At 45.1% G+C, this 20,052-nt stretch carries 14 protein-coding genes and 1 pseudogene; 12 read left to right on the plus strand and 3 right to left on the minus strand.

What is annotated here, in order from left to right; genetic code table 11:
- Positions 1–128 precede the first annotated feature (128 nt).
- From AC3ITG_RS14335 to AC3ITG_RS14345, 3 genes and pseudogenes are all read left to right on the plus strand, one after another.
- Complete coding sequence (locus AC3ITG_RS14335; protein ID WP_413378311.1) at positions 129–1,097, plus strand: LacI family DNA-binding transcriptional regulator; 969 nt, start codon at positions 129–131, stop codon at positions 1,095–1,097.
- Between the two features lie 81 nt (positions 1,098–1,178).
- The gene (locus tag AC3ITG_RS14340; RefSeq protein WP_489254126.1) at positions 1,179–2,387 is read left to right on the plus strand and encodes a macrolide family glycosyltransferase; all 1,209 of its coding nucleotides are present in this window, start codon (positions 1,179–1,181) and stop codon (positions 2,385–2,387) included.
- Positions 2,388–2,563: 176 nt separating this feature from the next.
- Positions 2,564–2,856 (plus strand): annotated as a pseudogene (locus tag AC3ITG_RS14345) (DUF3817 domain-containing protein).
- Positions 2,857–2,970: 114 nt separating this feature from the next.
- On the opposite strand, the gene AC3ITG_RS14350 reads toward AC3ITG_RS14345, so the two are convergent.
- On the minus strand, positions 2,971–3,108 hold the full coding sequence (locus AC3ITG_RS14350; protein ID WP_489254127.1) for a hypothetical protein: 138 nt from the start codon (positions 3,106–3,108) through the stop codon (positions 2,971–2,973).
- A gap of 167 nt (positions 3,109–3,275) precedes the next feature.
- Between AC3ITG_RS14350 and AC3ITG_RS14355 the strand changes: the two genes are divergently transcribed.
- The 6 genes from AC3ITG_RS14355 to AC3ITG_RS14380 all read left to right on the plus strand — a co-directional run bounded on the left by AC3ITG_RS14355 (position 3,276) and on the right by AC3ITG_RS14380 (position 9,898).
- Positions 3,276–3,617, plus strand: coding sequence for a thioredoxin family protein (locus AC3ITG_RS14355; RefSeq protein ID WP_489254128.1), 342 nt, complete (start codon positions 3,276–3,278; stop codon positions 3,615–3,617).
- A gap of 158 nt (positions 3,618–3,775) precedes the next feature.
- Positions 3,776–4,798 carry a LacI family DNA-binding transcriptional regulator gene (locus AC3ITG_RS14360; protein WP_413378320.1) on the plus strand — a complete coding sequence of 341 codons (1,023 nt, stop codon included), beginning with the start codon at positions 3,776–3,778 and terminating at the stop codon, positions 4,796–4,798.
- A 118-nt stretch (positions 4,799–4,916) separates the two neighbouring features.
- Positions 4,917–5,909: an ABC transporter permease gene (locus tag AC3ITG_RS14365; RefSeq protein WP_413378322.1), complete on the plus strand. Its 993-nt coding sequence runs from the start codon at positions 4,917–4,919 to the stop codon at positions 5,907–5,909.
- 15 nt (positions 5,910–5,924) lie between these two features.
- A complete protein-coding gene (locus AC3ITG_RS14370) occupies positions 5,925–6,812 on the plus strand; it encodes a carbohydrate ABC transporter permease (RefSeq protein ID WP_489254129.1) in 888 nt (295 codons plus the stop codon).
- A 70-nt stretch (positions 6,813–6,882) separates the two neighbouring features.
- Positions 6,883–8,526 (plus strand): type 2 periplasmic-binding domain-containing protein, encoded by a 1,644-nt coding sequence (locus tag AC3ITG_RS14375; protein ID WP_489254130.1) that lies wholly within the window; start codon positions 6,883–6,885, stop codon positions 8,524–8,526.
- A gap of 22 nt (positions 8,527–8,548) precedes the next feature.
- Positions 8,549–9,898: a glycoside hydrolase family 30 protein gene (locus AC3ITG_RS14380; protein WP_489254131.1), complete on the plus strand. Its 1,350-nt coding sequence runs from the start codon at positions 8,549–8,551 to the stop codon at positions 9,896–9,898.
- Positions 9,899–10,054: 156 nt separating this feature from the next.
- Here AC3ITG_RS14380 and AC3ITG_RS14385 read toward each other — a convergent pair whose 3' ends face one another.
- Positions 10,055–10,999 (minus strand): carbohydrate deacetylase, encoded by a 945-nt coding sequence (locus AC3ITG_RS14385; RefSeq protein WP_489254132.1) that lies wholly within the window; start codon positions 10,997–10,999, stop codon positions 10,055–10,057.
- A gap of 286 nt (positions 11,000–11,285) precedes the next feature.
- On the opposite strand from AC3ITG_RS14385, the gene AC3ITG_RS14390 reads away from it, so the two are divergent.
- A complete protein-coding gene (locus tag AC3ITG_RS14390; RefSeq protein ID WP_489254464.1) occupies positions 11,286–12,497 on the plus strand; it encodes an RICIN domain-containing protein in 1,212 nt (403 codons plus the stop codon).
- Between the two features lie 150 nt (positions 12,498–12,647).
- Here the strand turns inward: AC3ITG_RS14390 and ytaF are convergent, their stop codons facing one another.
- Positions 12,648–13,271 carry a sporulation membrane protein YtaF gene (gene ytaF / locus AC3ITG_RS14395; RefSeq protein ID WP_413378332.1) on the minus strand — a complete coding sequence of 208 codons (624 nt, stop codon included), beginning with the start codon at positions 13,269–13,271 and terminating at the stop codon, positions 12,648–12,650.
- A 165-nt stretch (positions 13,272–13,436) separates the two neighbouring features.
- Here ytaF and AC3ITG_RS14400 point away from each other — a divergent pair, with 165 nt between their 5' ends.
- The gene (locus AC3ITG_RS14400; protein ID WP_413378334.1) at positions 13,437–14,096 is read left to right on the plus strand and encodes a DUF1232 domain-containing protein; all 660 of its coding nucleotides are present in this window, start codon (positions 13,437–13,439) and stop codon (positions 14,094–14,096) included.
- 684 nt (positions 14,097–14,780) lie between these two features.
- Positions 14,781–19,979, plus strand: a complete 5,199-nt coding sequence (locus tag AC3ITG_RS14405) for a S8 family serine peptidase (RefSeq protein WP_489254133.1) — start codon at positions 14,781–14,783, stop codon at positions 19,977–19,979.
- Positions 19,980–20,052: the final 73 nt, after the last annotated feature.

Below are 20,052 nucleotides of genomic sequence, written 5' to 3' on the forward strand. Positions count from 1 at the left end.
TACATACAGCAGCACTGCATAAAAAAAGCTTAAACGTTGGAACGGGTTACACGTCAAGTTTTACTTTTTATTTATTTTGAGGCAAACTGTAATTCATCATAGAAAGTCAGCAAGAAAGGAGACTTCATGTGTCCAAGTTCGATGAAATTATGAAGCTGTCCGGTTACTCGAAGGCCACGGTGTCCAGAGTGATTAATCATTCACCACATGTGAGTGACGAGGCCCGGCAGAAAATAACGCAAATCATGAAACAGCTAAACTATATCCCGAACCGAAATGCCGTTTCCTTATCCACCGGACAGACCAAGCAAATTGGAATTGTCACATCCGCAACCAACGAGATTATTCTTACGTTTATGAATCAATTCATTGATACAGCGATGGATTATGGATTCCAGACCCTCATCTATACTTCGCGTGGAGATAAAGAGATTGAATTGCAGGCGTTCGAGGATCTGCGGAGTAAACGGGTGGATGGACTGGTGATTATGACCTGTGTCAATCATCCAGATAAACTGAAAGCCTATTGCGAGTATGGTCCGATTGTATCTTGGCAGCGGATGGAAGATGACGAAATTCCGTCAGTGGCTATGGACCAGGCGCAAGGCTACAGGCTGGCTCTTGAACATCTGGTGTCCAAAGGATATACCCGCATTGCCAATGCCTTTGGCAGAGCAGAAAGCCTGAATACCCAGAGTCGGCGGGAAGCCTATGAATCATTTATGGCAGATAAGGGGCTGCCTGTATTGCGTGAAGCTTATCAATATTCCGTGTTCAGTTCATCTGACGGAGAAGAGGCGATGCGAAGAATGGCAAGTGGGCCAGAACTTCCTCAAGCGGTGTTATGTTCGAATGATTATGCAGCAATCGGAATCTGGTCCGAAGCACGCAAACAGAATATACAAGTTCCTGAACAACTTGCTATTGTTGGTTTCGATGATATTGAACTGTCCCGTGTGCTTGGAATAACGACCATACATAATCCAATTGCAGAACAGGCTACCCAGGCCTTTCATCAATTATGGGCCGTCCTTGGCAAGCAGGAGTTACATCCTCAGCAACTGGAATTTCAACTGATAGAACGTGCAACCACCTGAATTTTTTGGGGGAAACGCACATCATTGCTTACGAATTCTTACACCATTTAGAGAACGTAGCATAGCAAAGGAGGGATCGTTATGGCACGTGTTTTATTTATTAACGGTGGATCAGAGGGACATGTCAATCCAACGATTGGCGTGATACAAGAGCTTATTTCACGCGGGGAAGAGGTCGTGTACTTCACTATAGAAGCGTATCGGGAACGTATGGTGAAGACGGGTGCTATAGTTCGAACCTTTGACGGTCAAAAATTTATTAAAGCCTTTGTTTCAGGTGGCAGAACTTATTTGCTCGAGCGAGTCAACGGTCTTTTGCTTACAGCAGATATCGTCATTCCGAGCGTGCTTGAACAGATCGAGGGTGAACATTTTGATTACATTATCCATGATTCCATGTTTGGCTGCGGACGTTTGCTTGCGCAAATTCTGAAGCTGCCTGCAATTAATTCATGCACTTCTTTTGCGCAGACCGAAGAATCATTCAATCATTTGATGCAACACTTTTTCTTAAATGTTCCTGCCGAAATCGTCCAACCTATAAACGATACATTCCATAGCCTGACGATCAGGTTACAGGAAAAATATGATGTGGAGATTGCTTCTCCCTACGAGGTGTTTTGCAATCCCGCGCCGCTTACCATCGTATATACTACAAGGGAATTCCAGCCCTATGGAGAAGAATTCGATCACACGTATCAATTTGTAGGACCGTCCATATTTTCGCGACTAACGCATGAAGACTTCGACATGGAAGCCATTAAAGGGAAAACACTTATTTACATTTCACTGGGTACGGTTTTTAACCAAGCTCTTGATTTCTATAAGCTTTGCTTGGAAGCATTGGGGAATACCAATCATACAATTGTCATGTCTGTAGGGGATAGAACACAAATTACGGATCTGGGAGCAATTCCGGAAAATTTCATCGTTAAACGTTATGTTCCACAAATGGATGTATTGCAGTCTGCTAAATTATTTATCACACACGGCGGGATGAACAGTACCAATGAAGGTTTATATTACGGGGTTTCCCTCATTATACTCCCTCAGAGCGCGGATCAGCCGATCATCGCAGAGCAGGTTGTTAGTAGGGGAGCAGGTCTCCGTTTACAAATGCAAACCTTGACTGCCAGTCAGCTGCGTGAAGCTGTGGATACTGTGTTGAGCGTTTCTTCTTTTGAGAAAGCTGCTGCGAATTTGAGGGAATCCTTTCGAAAATCAGGCGGATATCATTATGCTGTTGATGCGATTTTCGAATTTAAGACTCAACATTTCATTCACGGATAGTTCAGTCATTAATTATTCAAAATTGAAGCATTTCCGGACCAGAACCATGCGGTATACTGAACAAGAAGTTTCAAGAGAAGCTGCATTATTACAGATTATGTGGCTTCAAGTTGAAACATCTTGTAACAAGTTACATATTTCACAAACTAGCCGCTGGAAAGGTGAGATTGAACAGGATGAAGACAGTCACAGGTCGATTCAGAATTGCAGGCATATGGGAAGGTGTATCATTACTGCTGTTGATTTTTATAGCCATGCCGCTAAAATATTTGCCGATATGTCTTCCCCAGTAACCATTATGGGTATGATTCACGGTATTCTTTTTCCGCTATATCTGATTGCACTTGTGCATTTGGCAGTTGTGAAGAAGTGGAAAGCTTCACGCTGGTTCATGGGATTGGTAGCAGATTTATTGCCTTTCGGAACATTTGTATTCGAATCCTATCTTCGCAAGAGAGATTGGAAGTAAGGATTGCTGAAAAGAACAATGACAATGACAGCAGGCGACCAACTCCGGATGTTATCCGAACTGGTCGCCTGCTGGTTTCTATGCAAATTCTTTTTTTGGAAAGAGTGTGAACGCTTATTTTACGGTGCCTTGCTGACGATCTGATAGCAGGCTAACTCCAATATCGGCAGAGGCATCAGATACAGGTGCATACGCGGAGAAGGAAATTACAGCAACCAGGGCAGTAAGCAGAAAAAGAAATGATTTTTTCATACAATAACCTCTTTTCATATGGGATGATCTTCCAACTATATTTTAATGCAGATAGGCTGTGTTTGAAAAGAAAATGTTTAAGCGAGCGCGAGATTTGTACAGTTAGACATTCGTGATAAACTATAGTCTACAATACACTCGCGAAATGACTGAAAGGGATGACCCTTATGAAAGAGATTAATGATATAACATCCATAGAAATGATCGAAGAGATGATTCAACAACATGATTTGGTTTTTTTGTACGTATCACGGCCAGAGTGCGGTGTATGTCACGCCTTGCTCCCCAAGATTAGGGAGTTACTTGAACCTTATCCGATGGTGCACCTGGTACACATCAACGCCAACCAAGTGGAAGAGGTGGCGTCCAGATTTCTTATTTTCACAGTTCCCACGATGATTATGTTGGTGGAGCAGAAGGAATATATTCGTGCCGATCGTTTTGTTCGCTTTGATCGATTGGAAGAGCAGGTACAACAAATTTATCATATGTACACCCAGAACGGGTGATAAGAAGCATGATTCACGGCAGCTCCTATATGAGCTGCTTTTTTTGCATAAGCAAAAGAATGTGAAAAATAATTAAAGGAAAAAGTGTTGTATTGAAAACGGTTTTATGCTAATTTTAAATATATAAAAACGTTTTTATAGCAAAGGACCAAAAAATTATGGGAAAGATTACGATTAAAGATGTTGCAAGGGAAGCCGGCGTATCCATTTCTACGGTTTCCAACGCCTTGAATGGCGTAGATGTCTTGAATCCGGAGACCAAATCGCATGTCCTGAAGGTGGCAGAGCGTTTAAATTACGTTCCCAACCTGAACGGCAAACTGCTGAAATCCGGGCAAACCAAGATGCTGGGCTTTTTCACCACAAGTGTGTCGGGTCCGTATTTTTATAAGCTGGTTGAATCCATGTCTCGAGAATGCGATCGTCTGGGTTACGGACTAAATGTATTTGTGACCAAGGATAAGCAGGTCATTATGAGTAATATTCTGGGACGGCGTGTGGATGGCGTCATCATCTACGAAGAACTGCGGATTGATGAACAGGATATTGTCGCTATGGAGAAAGACAAGATCAAGGCAGTATTCTTGGATCGGGTCTTTCAGAGCGATACGATGGGAAGCGTCATTTTTGACTCCTATGTAGCGGGTTATGAAGCGACCAAGTATTTAATTGGACTGGGGCACAAGAAAATTGCTTACATATCCGGCGTGGACACTATGTTTGACAGTAATCAGCGTAGAGATGGATATCTGGCCGCTTTACGTGAGTACCAACTTCCGCTGGATGATGATTACATTTTACAGGGATATTTTGAGGAAGAGGGCACCTACAGTGCTGTGAAATCTTTTCTTCATCTGCATCCTGCCAAGCTACCTGATGCTTTTCTTGCAGGAAATGATGTGAGTGCAATCGGCTGCATCCATGCGCTGAAGTCTCATGGCTTCGAAGTTCCTCAAGATGTAAGTGTAGTAGGCTTCGATGATATTGATATTGCCCAATATTTTTCCCCACCATTAAGTACCGTACGAAACCAGATTGCAAGGCAGGGTATCCTGGCGATCAATCACCTAGTTCGCATGATCAAGAAGAAGGAACATGGGGTTTCACAGAAACTGGCGGGTGAACTTATCATACGGGGTTCAAGTCATGTGAAGATGGACCGGAGTGATTTTTTAACATAGCGGATGTAATCATTTCCGGTCTTTTTTTAATTATTGATTTGAGATTAGGGGGTTTTTTTGTCGGAAAATAAAAACGTTTTTATGAGAAAATGCTTAAGTTGGAGGGGAGAAAAAGAGCGTGAGTAAATTAGCCGTAGAGACGTCGTCAACCGGTAAAAAGCCTGTAAGACCGGGGGGAAGGAAGCCAATCGGACAAAGAGTGAAAGAGTTCGTCATCGATTATCGAAGACAATGGGAAATTCAATCGATGATTATACCCGGCATCATTTTTATGATTATTTTTTGTTACATTCCAATATACGGATTGACGATTGCATTCAAAAATTACACCGTTATTGATACGCTGTCCAGCGCACCATGGGTCGGTTTAGAAAATTTCAGAATCATTATGTCAGACAAATACTTCTGGGATGCCGTAGTGAATACGTTGGGGATCAGCTTTTTGAAATTGGGTATCGGGTTCGTTATTCCTATTATCCTGGCGATCATGATCTATGAATTAAACAGCGGACGTTTTAAAAAGTTTGTGCAAACGGTTTCATACCTACCACACTTTCTGTCCTGGATCGTACTGGGCGGCATGCTGATCACCTGGTTTTCAACAACGGGATTGTTTAATCAGCTGCTACTCAGCTTGGGAGTGATCTCGCAACCGCAGAACATTTTGCTGGATGCAGGCAAGTATTGGTGGATTGCAGTTTTATCAGATATTTGGAAAGAGGCCGGCTGGGGAACGATTCTGTATTTGGCGATTATGTCCAAGATTGATCCTACGTATTACGAGGCAGCCAAAATTGATGGTGCAAGCCGTCTCAGACAAATTTGGAATATCACATTGCCCAACATGAAGTCGATCATTAGCCTTAATCTGATTCTTACTGTAAGCGGTTTACTTGGTTCCAATCTGGACCAGACGCTCGTTCTGATGAACTCGCAAAACCGTGACAAGGCAGAAGTTATCAATTCGTATGTATATCGTATGGGGATGTCACAGGGTGACTTTTCGTATGCTACCGCGGTTGGTCTGGGCGTCTCGATCGTGTCCGTTATTCTGTTGGTCACCGCGAACAAAATTACAAGCAAATTAAACGATAATCAATCTGTGCTGTAGAAGGAGGCATCCCGTGTGAATGGAAAGGTGGCTAAAGAAGATCTCGATAGTCGGATCTTTGATACCTTAAATATTATTTTACTCGCTATTTGTACTGTCATTATTGTGGTTCCGCTCTGGAATGTCATTATCTCTTCTTTTAGCTCGGGCAAGGCTTTGGCGGAAGGCGGGTTCATCTTCTGGTCACCGGAGTTCTCGCTGGAGAATTATAGAGCCGTGTTCAACGATTCGAGCATCTGGCAAGCGTTCTTCATCTCCGTTTCCAAAACAACAATCGGAGTCGTTACACACGTGTTCTTCTGTGCCATGGTCGGTTACGGTCTGAGCAAAAAGCACATACGTGGCCGTAAACTGTACGTTGCCATGGGGGTTATCACGATGTTCTTCTCTGGCGGAATGATCCCAACGTACTTATTGATCAAATCACTTGGCCTGCTCAACAGCTTCTGGGTGTACATTATTCCGGCATTGTTCAGCTTCTATGATGTCGTCATTCTGATGAATTTCTTCCGGAATGTACCGGATTCCCTGGAGGAGTCAGCCAAAATCGATGGTGCAGGAGACTGGCATATTTTTCTCAAAATCTTCATCCCGCTGTCCATGCCAGCGATGGCAACCATTGCATTGTTCAATGGGGTAGGGCAATGGAATGACTTTATGACAACCAAGTTGTACATTACCGATCAGTCGCTGTATCCGCTGCAGATGATGCTGTACGAGATCATTGTTCAGTCCCAAACGCAATCCATGCAAAATGTGGGTGGCTCGGCAGTCATCGAAACAACGACTAAAGGGGTGCAACTGGCTACGATTGTTATTACTACACTGCCGATCATACTGATTTATCCCATCCTTCAAAGATACTTTATCTCGGGTATGATGCTGGGAGCAGTCAAGGAGTAAGAGGACTCTAAGCTTGTTCGAAAGTTCGCTCTATTCAATATTTCTCACCTAACTTTAAGGAGGAAACAATATGTTCAAGATGAATAAGGCAGCAGGCAAAAAAGGAGTTAAACTGTGCGCGGCATTGCTGACAGCGGTGATCATGATTACAGGCTGCAGTAGTGGATCAGGGGGTTCGAGCGAAGGGAACTGGGTTTCCATTGAAGATCGCTATACAGTCGATCCGGAAAAACCAGCTTGGCAGCTGGATAAAAAGGAAGAAGCTACAGACTTAACTTGGTACGTTAATGCCGACTGGTGGAACACGGATTTCGGCAAAGACATTGTAACCAAGAAGATCAAGGAAGATCTGAACATCAATATCAAATTCATTACAGGTGATGACACGAAGTTAAATACGTTCTTTGCCGGTGGAGATATGCCTGACCTGCTGACAGTGTTTGACTCTAACTCTCCTGTGGTGCAAAAAGCCGCAACCTGGGCTATGCCGCTGAATGATCTTGCGGAGAAATATGATCCATACTTCAACAAAGTCGCGGCTGCCGACACCCTGAACTGGTTCCAACTAGCTGATGGCAAGACTTATGGCTATCCAAACTACTCCAATACGCAAGCGGATTATGATAGTGGCAACATCCCGGCCAAAACGGCATTTATCATCCGTAAAGATGTGTACGAGGCTTTGGGAAGTCCTGTCATGGGAACACCAGAGGAATTCGAAAGTGTGATGAAACAGATCAAGGAAAAGTTCCCAACGCTGATTCCATTTGGTTTTAACTCTATTGGGGAAGGAACAGGTTCACTCGGAGACACGTTGCAAGATTTCATTGGCGTTCCGCTTGAAACTGAAAATGGAGAATTCTATGATCGCAATCAGGATGAAGATTATCTTACATGGCTGAAGACTTTAAATAAGGTATATAGAGACGGAAATATCAGTGATGACAGCTTTGCTGATGATGGTACGGCTTTTGAGGAAAAAGTGAAATCCGGAAAATATGCAACGATGCTGCTGGATGGTACACCTCAACAGGGAGGAAATCTGCAAATTTATCTGAGTGCCAATGAAGGCAAAGAGTATGTTGCCGTTGATGGACCACAAAGCACCAAGGGTAATGCACCGACACTCAATCAATCCGGTATTACAGGCTGGATGATCAACTTCATCTCCAAGGACGCCAAAGATCCAGCCAAAGCGATTCAAATCTTTACGTACCTGTTGAGTGAAGAAGGACAGCTTCTGATGAACTATGGTATTGAAGGCGAGACGTATAAAAAGAATGCAGATGGTACGGTTGAGTTGCTGCCAGCTGTGAAAGACCTGCAACTGCATAATGCGGACAAATTCAAGAAGGAATACCGGATGGGTGAATTCATGTTCTTTGGCCATGACCGTTACAAAGCACTGAGTGCAGATGCTTTCCCGGAAGCGATTAAACAAATGCAAGAGTGGGGCAAAGGCAAACTGAAACCACACTTCATTCTGGAGAATATTAGTCCGAATCAAGGAACACCTGAAGCACGTGCGTTGTCGGCGATCAACGCCAAGTGGAATTCAACACTGGTAAGCATGGTACGTGCCAAAGATGATGCCTCTTTTGACAATGCGCTCGCCGCATACAAGTCATTTTTAGGTGAAAACCGTTGGGATGATATCCTGAAGGTCCGTAGTGAGAAAATGAAACAGAATAAAGAGAAATTGGGTATCCAATAAGAGGAATGTGGAGGGAAAGCATATGACGAAATTCAAAATGTACAAATCCACGGGAGAAGATGCATTGTTTGTATCCGTGTCCCAGGATCAATTGAAATCGCAGGACTCCAGCATGGAGACAACGACTATCCTTCTGGATGATCAGCAAACATATCAGGAAATGGATGGTTTTGGAGCTTCTTTTACCGACTCATCTGCCTATCTGATCAACCAGATATTAAGCGAAGAGCAGAGAGCTGAAGTCATGACTCGGTTGTTCCATCCCGAGGAAGGCATCGGATTGTCGGTCATCCGCAATCCGATGGGAGCTTCAGACTATGCCAGAACGGTATACAGCTATAATGATCTGCCAGAAAATCAAACGGACCCGGAATTATCCGGGTTCAGCATTGCACACGATGAAGCGGACGTTATTCCTTTGACTCAGAAGGCTTTGGAGTTGAATCCTGATCTGAAGCTGTTTGCTTCACCTTGGAGCGCCCCGGGTTGGATGAAAACAAGCGGCTCCATGATTACAGGTCAATTGAAAAATGAGTGGTATCCAGCGTATGCGGATTATTTTGTGAAATATATCCAAGCCTACGCATCCCATGGATTGCCTATCCATGCAGTAACACCACAAAATGAGGCACTTTATGAACCAGGTCATTATCCCGGCATGTTGATGCCAGCCGAAGCACAAGCAGACTTTATCAAAAATCATCTCAAGCCGGCTTTGGTCAGAAATGACATTCAGTCCAAAATCCTCTGTTATGATCACAACTGGGATCGTCCGGATTACCCAGTGACCGTGCTTGATGAGGCGGCAGAAGAGGTAGATGGAGTCGCTTGGCACTGGTATGGAGGCGAAGCCTCGGCACAAACGAAGGTGTATGAAGCCTTTGCCGGTAAAGAGGTACACTTCACCGAAGGATCAGGAGGAGAATGGATTCCTCCATTCGAACAGGCTTTCTCCAATGTGATCAGAACAGGTATTGAGATTCTTCGCAATTACAGCAAATCTTTTGTGCTCTGGAATATGGCACTGGATGAGAACAACGGCCCTGCCGTTCCTGGTTTCGGGAAAAGTACGTGCCGCGGCATTGTGAAGGTTAACCAGCAAACGAAAGAGCTTACCTATACACTGGACTATTATGCTCTGGCTCATTTCAGTGCATTGATTCGTCCAAAAGCAGTACGCATTGACTCTTCCTCCAATGAGGCATCCATTCGTTCCGTAGCCTTCAAAAATACGGATGGTTCGATTGCTCTCGTGCTTTTCAATGACGGAGAAGAGACAGGAAATGTGCAGATTCAGCTAAGAGAAGAAGAACTGTTAAGTTTCCAACTCGAATCCAAAAGTGCTTTGTCCATTTTGATTAACCAAGAGTAATACAGTTTTCTCACATGCCATGGGAAGTAGTCCTAACAGGCTGCTTAGAGAGTGAATTGTAATGAAAGAAAAGGCGATACTGAGAGATTTATCTCTGAGTATCGCCTTTTGACGGTTATGGGTACGCCTATTTACATATGAATATCCTGCAATGATTCACACTCGTTTGCGGATTCTTGTCGCTGATGGGCGAGGCTTAGTGCCTCGTTTTTTGAACCATCGACGTGTCTTCCGCTTCCGTTTTAATTCGCGATGTGGACGCGGGCCAGCAAGGAGGATTTTCTTTTTTATAGGTTGAGAAGGTCTTGGGATTTCTGGCAGTTCAGACAGTTCACATGGTTCATCTGGAGTATCCATCATCGCTTTGTAGCTTATCGGCACAATACCCAACGCCTGTATCGTTTGGGGAACTTCCTCATTGATGAACACAGAAAGTTCGTCCTCCCGAATATCTGTCCATTCTGATATTCCACGCAGAACGTCGTCGACATAGCCAGGATGACATACAATCTCGGTAATGCCCTCGGGGAGCGAAAACAAATGATGAAGCAGCCGCTGCAAACCCTCCTGATCTCCGTAAGTATCCAACAGAATCGTGTTGCTCATTAGGGGGTTAGGTACATTAGGAATGGAATGAACGATTTGTGATCTTCGGAGCGGGATATTTTCTCGAATCGCTTTCTCCGCCATAACCTTATATATCAATGGATCGTTCTGGTGTAACAAATGATGGGAATCTAAATGTGCAGGATAAAGGGAGGTTCCTACAAAACGATTCCACTGCGCATCGAGTTCTCTGGCAACATCATCGCTATCTCGCACAGAGGTCCTCATCCCATTATGAAAAGTACCGTCGGGTCTCACCAGAGATGGTACGCTGTCCGGATCGGAAATAGATCGCCCGTAAGTGAGATTGAAATGCAAACCAATTCCGAAGTCCGGTAATGACCAGGCAGAGCGCACGGCATGATTAAAGCCCGGCATGTTGACCATCATTGAAGTACTCGTAATTCCCCCTGCGTGATAGGCTTTAATGATCCCTTCATTAACGGCAGGCGACAATCCGAAGTCGTCCGCGTTAATAATAACTTGCCTACTCATGCCTCTTATCTCCTTCCTCGCGTTGAGAACGAATCATTTGCCATGTCCCCAATATATTAAAGCCAACAAGGTATGGACCGTTCATTCGCACAGGCCTGTTAAAATACTTCAAATGCTGTCTTGTCCATGGTATATCCTGTTCGATGGTAGAAATAATCAAGTTGCATGCGGAATACATTTAATGTAAACGTTGTTACGGATTGAGAAAAATGGGGTATCCTCGTTCAGAATCAGTCCGTTAATATGGGGAGGGAAAAGATTGTTGAGAAAAAGAAAAATCGTAAGTATGCTGGTGCTGTTCAGTTTCCTAATCGCTTTACTGCCTGGCACGACGACAAACGCTGCGACCAATTGGAATCTGGTGTGGAGTGATGAATTCAATGGAAGTTCTCTGAATACGTCGAATTGGTCTGCAGAGATTGGTACCGGCAGCGGTGGATGGGGAAATAATGAATTGCAGTATTACACGAATCGCACCGAAAACCTGCAAGTTACAGGTGGCAATCTGGTCATCACTGCACGCAAAGAAAATTACAATGGCAGCAACTATACCTCGGCACGAATCAAAACCCAAGGCTTGAAGAATTTTACTTACGGGAAAGTTGAAGCACGCATCAAGCTGCCGTCGGGTCAGGGGCTGTGGCCTGCTTTTTGGATGCTGGGAAGCAACATTAATTCCGTCGGCTGGCCTAAGAGCGGAGAGATCGACATTATGGAGCGGGTCAACAATAATGCTTTTGTAAACGGTACCGTGCACTGGGATGCTAACGGGCATGCCGATTATGGAAAGATATCGGAGAATCTTGATTTTTCCCAATTTCATGTATACAGCATCGAATGGGATTCCAAATATATAAGATGGTTTGTGGATGGCAAACAATTCAATGAGTTTTACATCGAAAATGGAACAGGCAACACCGAGGAGTTCCAGCGTCCATTTTTCCTTCTGTTGAATATGGCTGTGGGTGGAAATTGGCCTGGCAGCCCTAATAATGCGACCCCTTTCCCATCACAAATGCTTGTCGATTATGTGCGGGTATATCAAGCAGCGAGTACACCGAACATTGTCAGCGGGGGTCTCTACACGATCGGTTCCAAAGCAAGCGGTAAAGTGTTGGATATTGTGGATGTATCCACGGCAAGTGGAGCCAAAGTACAACAATGGACCAACTACAGCGCAAGCAACCAAACGTTCAGAGTCGACAGCACAGGGGATGGTTTCTATAAACTCACGGCTGTTCACAGCGGAAAAGTTCTGGATGTGCCTAACTCAACAGCATCACCCGGCGTGCAGCTCCAGCAATGGGATGATAACGGCTCTAACGCCCAAAGGTGGAGCATCCAGGATGCGGGTAACGGTTACTATAAAATCATTTCCAAGGTGAATGGATTGGCAGTAGATGTCTCAAGCTCTTCAACGACGGACGGGGCTGCAATTCAGCAATGGAATGATAATGGTACAGATGCACAAAGATGGTCGTTTAACAAATTGAATTAATTCAAAGACGATACTTTTTGGGGAATCAATCACGAAATTCCTTCTTGATAATATATTGTTAACATCAAGCAAGTGATGTTTACACGGTGGAAAATGTTCAAAAGGAGACATCTGATCAGATGTCTCCTTTTTGGAGTTTGCCATAAATGATCAGAACAAATTATTGGCTGCAATCAACAATAAGAGAACCCCGCTGACAAGCGTTCCGAACTGTCCCAATGTGAACGAACCAATACGAACGTTTGCCGCTTTGGACCCCATCCACACGCCAAACCATACGGTGACAAAACTGCCGATAGCTGCTGTAAGGGAAATATACAAGGGGGATAAGCCCATTAGCCCGGCGCTTAGGCCATTCGTCAGTGCGTTTGTCGAAAGGGCAACGCCCAGGATCAATGCTTCCAGAACCCCAATATGGTTTGATTTGTCCAAATCTACCCTTTCAGGATTTTGCAAAATAGACCCGATCCCGAGGGTTTGGGAATCGGTCTCTTCGTGATCTTTCCTCTTGCGGGGAACAGATAACAAGATGATACGAAAACCGATAACGAGTAAGATAAATGTCCCCAGTAGTATAGGGAAAACGCCAGGAAGCACGATCGAAATCCATTTCCCGAACAAAATGCCTGAATAGCTGAACAATAAACAAACAACGGCGATCAAAAAATTCGAAAATAGGCTGATTCTGATTTTTCTGATCCCGTACGATAGTCCGACACCCAGATTGTCAAGACTCGAAGAGACGGCCAAAGCAAGAATAAGCATCCACGCCATAAAATCACCTCATGATCTTTAGTCTGCTCTTAATGTATGTAGTGTTGAGATTCATGTGCCCGTCCTTGAGAAAAATGCAACAAAACACTGCTGATGAAGAAAGAATAAGGTAAACTTTCACCACATTGTCCCATATACTAGACTATCGATCATATCTCTGGGGGGATGCTGGTGAGAGCAAATGATCAAACAAAGGTTTGCCATATCGGAGATTTGATCAAGCCTCTGCTTGCCAGACGCTCTCTCTCGATGCGCAAATTCAGTACACTATGCGGAATGGACACGGCTACCATTTCTCGGATCCTGAACGGGAAGCAGCAACCGAAGCTCGCACATTTGCAGATCTTTTCCGAACATTTGGACATTTCCCTGGATCATCTCATTGAGGCTGCAGGCTACAAAATCAATCATGCAAAAAGAGGGGCCGAGCAGGGTATTCTGGATTCGCTTGAATCAATCAAGACGGTCCTGCAACATACGAAATTATTTGACCTCGATGTGACAACAGAACGGATTGAACAGGAAATGGTTAAGTACGAACAATATGCACGTACGGATGAAGGGCATCGAATAATCTGTAAGGAGTTTGATGTAAAAATCAATCAGATAAACGGTGCAGGACCGTTCATAGAACATTTGAAGGAAATGCATATTCGATACTGTGATGAGATTACACCTGAGAATGATCGTTCCCTGATAGGCAGTGCATTGTTATACTTTATTTCTTCTGCTGACCTGATCCCGGACTATCTATTTCCAATTGGTTATCTGGATGATGCCATCGTTGTGTATCTGGTGTTGGATCGTCTCAAGCAGCGCACATGAAACGATTTGTTTGGGGGAACGATGCTACGCGTAACCGAAATATCAGAACCCAAAAAAAACGGCGCGAAGTTTCTCGCGTCGTTCTTTTTGATGTCCGAATGAATCAGACATAGTTATAAAGAACTGTTTGGATCAATCAATAAGTCAGGGTGTTCGCATTTGCGAAAAGCAGATGAATAACGGAGAGTCATTAGACTTACAAAAGCATTAAAAAGGCTTATTTTCTATATATTTCTATAAAAGTGCTTGTATATCTCTTTTTGTGACTCTATAATATACCATAAATATACAATTAGATTCTAAATTTTATATTATATGTAATTTTAAGAGTTTGTTTGTACATAGATAAAGAAATCTCCTGATCTACCCAGATCCATAATACTCCCATGTAAAGTATGCGTTCTTGCTAACGCCGGTGATTACCCTCCTTAATGCATGCGAATAAACTTCCGCTCACAAGATAGATTGATCTGAAATCCACCTCTTCCATATACGCTGAAATTGGCTATCTATAATCTTTCACATACGATTGGAATTTAATAACCTGTCCTGTAAAGGAGGTGAGGCTTGATGTAAATAAACGCAATAAGTCTGTCCAGTTGAGGCCGTTTCATCGTTTCGTTTAAAGAAATGGATACAGTGAATCACTGTATCACAAAAACCGGGTAAAAGGAGTGGAAAAGTTTGATAAAGATGAATCGTTTACGCAAGCCGCTTTCCATGGGCCTGTCGCTTCTCCTTGCATTATCTATCATTCATCCGGTTTCAGCTGAAAACGCCGCATCGCAGAAGATCGACATGAAATCCAGTTCGGGCAAAATCACCACCTCCAAAGTCAACGCTAAGCTGAGCAAGGAATTTGAGAGTAATGATTATGTTACGTATCTGGTGAAAATGAAAGAACAGGTAGATACAGCCTCTGTTTCCAAACAAGCCTTGCAAAAGGCAACAATCGAAAAGCAAACGGCTTCGGCAACGAAACTGTCCGTGCGAAGCACGGTTGTCAGCTCTCTGCGGGAAACGGCCTCACGATCCCAGTACACCCTGGAAAGTTTTCTTGAACAGGAACTTGACCTTGGCAAAGTCAAAGATTATAAAAGTTATTTCATCGTTAACGCACTCGCAGTAACAAGTACAAAGGAAGTCATGGAACAGATTGCACTTCTTCCCGAGGTGGATAAAATACTGCCTAACGAGCAGCGTTATATGCAGAAAACCGAGATTAGCAGCGAAAATGCAACAGCTGCTCCAGCAACGGAGTCTGCCAAGGCACCAGCCAAAGAGGCAGAGTCGAAGGAAAGTGCAGCTGCTAACGATAAGAGCCTGCAGACAGAGAACGTTGAATGGAACATCGATTCTATCAATGCGCCAGCAGTATGGGATAGAGGAATCGACGGTACGGGAATCGTTGTTGCCAACCTGGACAGCGGGGTTGATTATACCCATCCGGCACTCCGCAGCAAATGGAGAGGACTCGATGCTTCGGGAAATATCGTTGATCCCGAGCTAAGCTGGTATGATCCCCATAGCCATGCCTCCCTTCCTGCGGATGGAGACGGTCATGGTACACATACGATGGGTACAATGGTAGGCTCCGAAGCAAACGGCACCAACAAGATCGGGGTTGCTCCCGGAGCAAAATGGATTGCCGTTCGGATTTTCAATCCGAGTACCACTGATGCCATTATACTGGATGGCGGTCAATGGCTGATTGCTCCAGTGGATGCTGAAGGAAACTTGCACCCTGAGCTTGCCCCGGATGTGGTTAACAATTCCTGGGGTGGTGGTGCAGGATTGGACGAGTGGTTCCGTCCAATGGTACAGGCTTGGCGTGATGCACAGATCTTTCCGGAATTCTCAGCCGGGAATGTGACACTGACGAATCCGGGAGGCCCAGGTTCAGTCGCGAACCCTGCGAACTATCCAGAGAGCTTCGCTACGGGAGCAACGGATATCAACGGGAATCTGGCTTCTTTTTCCCTTCTTGGTCCATCCCCTTATGAGGAGATTAAGCCAGAAGTTTCGGCTCCAGGTGTTAACATCCGTTCCTCTGTTCCGGGCGGAGTATATGAGGGTGGCTGGAACGGCACGTCCATGGCAGGCCCGCATACCACTGCACTGGCCGCACTCCTGCTTCAAGCCAATCATTCCCTTACGGTTGATCAGTTGGAGCAGATCATTATGGATACAGCGACACCGAGAACAGACAGCCGATATCCAACCTCGCCAAATAACGGCTACGGTCACGGCATTATTAATGCACTGGATGCTGTGGGCTCCGTCCTTGAAGGTATAGGCACGGTGTCCGGCAGGGTTGTCACAGCAGGTGACGATCTGGAAGCACCTGTCCTGGAACATACGCCTGTAAATTCTGCTTTTACGGGGCTTGATATTCCACTGACTGCGCGTGTTACCGATAATGTCGGTGTAACCACAGTAGAGGCTTTTGCCAAAACAACGGGCACGAGCCAGTACGTATATCTGCCGATGAATCGAGTAGCTGGAGATGCCAAAGATGGAACCTACACAGCGACAATTCCGGCATTTCTGATCGAGTCACAAGGCTTGGAATACTACATCCGGGTCAATGATTATGGCAATAACGGATTCGAGAGTGAAGTTTATAAGGTTACTGTATCGAATGGAGTCCAGCCTGGGTATCTGCAGGATTTTGAGGAAGACAATCTGGGCTTTACTTCGGGTGGAGTTGGCAACACCTGGGCATGGGGAGCACCAACGAGTGGACCGGGCAGTGCCTACTCAGGTGACAAGGTGATTGCAACCAATCTGACTGGGACTTATGCTGCCAGCAGCAATGCCTACCTGCTCGCGCCACCAATTGATCTTACCCAGAGCTCTGAGGGAGCATTGTTATCCTTCAAGCACTGGTATGATTTGGAGAGCAACATCGATTTTGGCAAAGTGTACATTGCAACAGAGGATACTGACTTCGTATTTGAAGAGGCATTGAGCTTTACAGGTGCCGGTGGAGACTGGAAAACGCAATATATTGACTTACGTGACTACGCAGGTCAACAGGTGTTTATCAAGTTTAATCTGACCAGTGACAATTCCGTTCAAAAGGCTGGTTGGTATATCGATGACTTTTCTGTACAAGCTCCAGATGATATTGCTCCGGGAGCGCCAAGCGGATTGTCCGCTTCTGCCGACATTCTGGGGAACGTAAACTTGTCCTGGACGGGATCGGACGAAGAGGATCTGAAATCCTATAACGTGTATCGTTCAACGAATTCCGGCTCAGGTTATGAATTGCTCGGAAATACATCTGCAACGACATTTACGGATACGGCTACAGTAACAGATTCGACTTATTTTTATACGGTAGCCGCTCTTGATTATAGTGGCAATGAGAGTGACAAGTCGAATGAGGTATCCGTGACCGTGGAGGTCCCTCAAGATATCTTCATCGATCACTTTGATGGTAACAGCGACAATGGGTGGACTCATTCGGGCACCAAGGACGAGTGGGAACGCGGAGTACCCGTCGTTGGACCTGCCAGTGCGGTTTCTCCGCCGAATGTTTGGGCAACCGATCTGGACAGCACCTACGAGAACGGTTCAAACTATTCTCTGGTTTCGCCAGTCGTGGATTTAACCCAGGCGGATCAAGCTACACTGACGTTCAATCATTGGTATGAAATCGAAAGTGGATACGATTACGGTTATGTTGAAGCCACGAAAGACGGTGGCAACACATGGTCAGAGCTCGGCAAATTCTCTCATTCTTCAAATGGAAAACAATGGACTCCGGTATTTTACGATCTGGCTGCATTGAAGGGTAATGAAGTTCAATTCCGGTTCAGATTGACTTCGGACAGTAGTGTCGTCAAGCAAGGCTGGTACATCGATGACTTCCGCATTCTGGGTATCGCCGCTGAGACGGTTACGAAAGATACGGCGGTTGTTCTGAACAGCGACAAGCCTAAGCCGGAATATGATAATTCTTGGTACAAAATCTCAAGTACGGACAAGGCTGAATTCAATAAAACCAAGCAGGAGCAGCCTGAAGTACAGAAACCTGAAACAGGCTCTGTAACGCCGCAAAGCTTGCCAGCAAGTGCAACGGTTACCGTTCTGGAAACAGGACGTTCAGTGAAGACGGATCCGACGACAGGCAAATACAGTTTCACTCACGTGGCGGGTGATTACACGTTGAAGGCTGAGGCCTATGGATATTATCCTCAAACGAAGACGGTAACCATAACGGATGGTAGTGGAGCAACAGCCAACTTCAATCTGGAAACCATTCCTCAAGGAAAGATTGAAGGCACTGTGAGCGATGAGCGGACAGGAAAACCTATAGCTGGAGCTTCTGTTCTCGTATTGGAAGATGCTCAAGTAGGCGCTGTTCGCACAGGAACAGACGGCAAATTCGTTCTGGATGTTCTGGAAGGAAGCTATACGCTGTCGATCATCGCGACGGACTATTATAGCAAAACTGTAAATGTAACGGTACCTGGAAATGGTACAGTTGAAGCGAAAGTTGCATTAAAACCATTTATCGGATTTCCTGGTGAAATCGCCTATGATGATGGAACTGCTGAAAATGCAAGAGCCTTTGTGGCCGCAGATAACGCATGGGCTGTACGTATGACGCCAGAATTGGAGACAGCACAGCTTACAGGTGCATCACTTCGATTCTGGAATACACAATGGCCTGTACCAGGTGGAACAGCATTCAAATATGCCGTATATGATGCCTCCGGATCAGGTGGAGCACCAGGCCGATTGCTGGCTGGACCGTTCGACGGTACGGCATTGCGCAATGATCAGTGGACAACCGTTGAATTTCCAGAGCCTGTAGTTGTACAAGGCGATTTCTATATCGTGTATGTGCAGACTGCTGTCGGAACGAGCGCACCGGGACTCGCAACCGATGAAAATGGTGTGAATGCAGGGCGGAGCTGGCAGCGTGTAGGCGGCGTATGGAGTACTGCACCAGCAGAAGAGGGAAACTATATGATTCGTGCAGTGGTGAAATATCCGGTGAATGCACCTGTACTTACCCAACCGACGAACACCTATACCAACCAGCCGACATTTGATGTATCGGGAACTTCTCCAGCTTCTGGAGCCCAAATCAAGATATATAACGGGAAAGAAGTAGCGGGAACAACAACAGTGGAGAATGGAAAGTTCAAGCTGAATGTTAAACTTCGTGCAGGAGTTAATGCTATTACTGCCGAAGCGATAGTTAACGGAAAAACAACGGATCGTTCCCTTCCAGTTGTGATCATCTTGGATCAGACAGCACCTGTGTTAACGGTCCTTACACCTGAAGAAGGAAGTCGAACCAACACAGAAGTGGTTCATGTAACCGGCGATGTACAGGACCAATTTCTCGACAAGGTGACCATTAACGGACAGAAGGTGAAATTGGAGCAAGACAGAAGTTTTAATCACCGCGTACTTGTGAATGAGGGAAAGAACACGATCACAATAATAGCGACAGATATTGCAGGCAATAAAACAACCGTGACCCGGACTGTTTATGTGGAAACGTCTTTGCCTGAACTGACCAATATTTCTCCGGCTGAGGATGTACGGATTGTGGCAGGAGAAACCGTAACGGTTTCGTTCGACAGTGTCCCCAAATTGCAGGCTTCTTTCCGGATTGAACTGCCATCCAATCTGAGCACACAGGCTGGGGCAGAGATTCCATTGGTAGAAACGGAACCTGGTCATTATACAGGCACCTATACCACTGCTTCTTCGCTGGTGCTTGAGGGTGGAGTGATCGTGGTCCGTGCTCAGGATGCAGCAGGGAACAAAGTCGAAGTGGAAGCGCCAGGACGGTTGTTCGTATCTGCAGCAGAAGTTCCTGACACGAACGAGCCATCCGACGAAAATCTGTTGCCTTAATTTAAGTATCACGGATGTGCTTATAATCCAGCTTCAAATTGAAACGGAAACGATGATTTGAAAATGTTAAGTT

It is taken from the genome of Paenibacillus sp. GL_099_B, from assembly GCF_057835695.1.

What these genes read in the sequence shown, in the direction of transcription:
- AC3ITG_RS14340 (WP_489254126.1), top strand. Translation starts at nt 1,179, where the DNA reads ATGGCACGTGTTTTATTTATTAACGGTGGATCAGAGGGACATGTCAAT.
- AC3ITG_RS14350 (WP_489254127.1), bottom strand. Translation starts at nt 3,108, where the DNA reads ATGAAAAAATCATTTCTTTTTCTGCTTACTGCCCTGGTTGCTGTAATT.
- AC3ITG_RS14355 (WP_489254128.1), top strand. Translation starts at nt 3,276, where the DNA reads ATGAAAGAGATTAATGATATAACATCCATAGAAATGATCGAAGAGATG.
- AC3ITG_RS14360 (WP_413378320.1), top strand. Translation starts at nt 3,776, where the DNA reads ATGGGAAAGATTACGATTAAAGATGTTGCAAGGGAAGCCGGCGTATCC.
- AC3ITG_RS14375 (WP_489254130.1), top strand. Translation starts at nt 6,883, where the DNA reads ATGTTCAAGATGAATAAGGCAGCAGGCAAAAAAGGAGTTAAACTGTGC.
- AC3ITG_RS14380 (WP_489254131.1), top strand. Translation starts at nt 8,549, where the DNA reads ATGACGAAATTCAAAATGTACAAATCCACGGGAGAAGATGCATTGTTT.
- AC3ITG_RS14385 (WP_489254132.1), bottom strand. Translation starts at nt 10,999, where the DNA reads ATGAGTAGGCAAGTTATTATTAACGCGGACGACTTCGGATTGTCGCCT.
- AC3ITG_RS14390 (WP_489254464.1), top strand. Translation starts at nt 11,286, where the DNA reads ATGCTGGTGCTGTTCAGTTTCCTAATCGCTTTACTGCCTGGCACGACG.
- ytaF (WP_413378332.1), bottom strand. Translation starts at nt 13,271, where the DNA reads ATGGCGTGGATGCTTATTCTTGCTTTGGCCGTCTCTTCGAGTCTTGAC.
- AC3ITG_RS14400 (WP_413378334.1), top strand. Translation starts at nt 13,437, where the DNA reads ATGCTGGTGAGAGCAAATGATCAAACAAAGGTTTGCCATATCGGAGAT.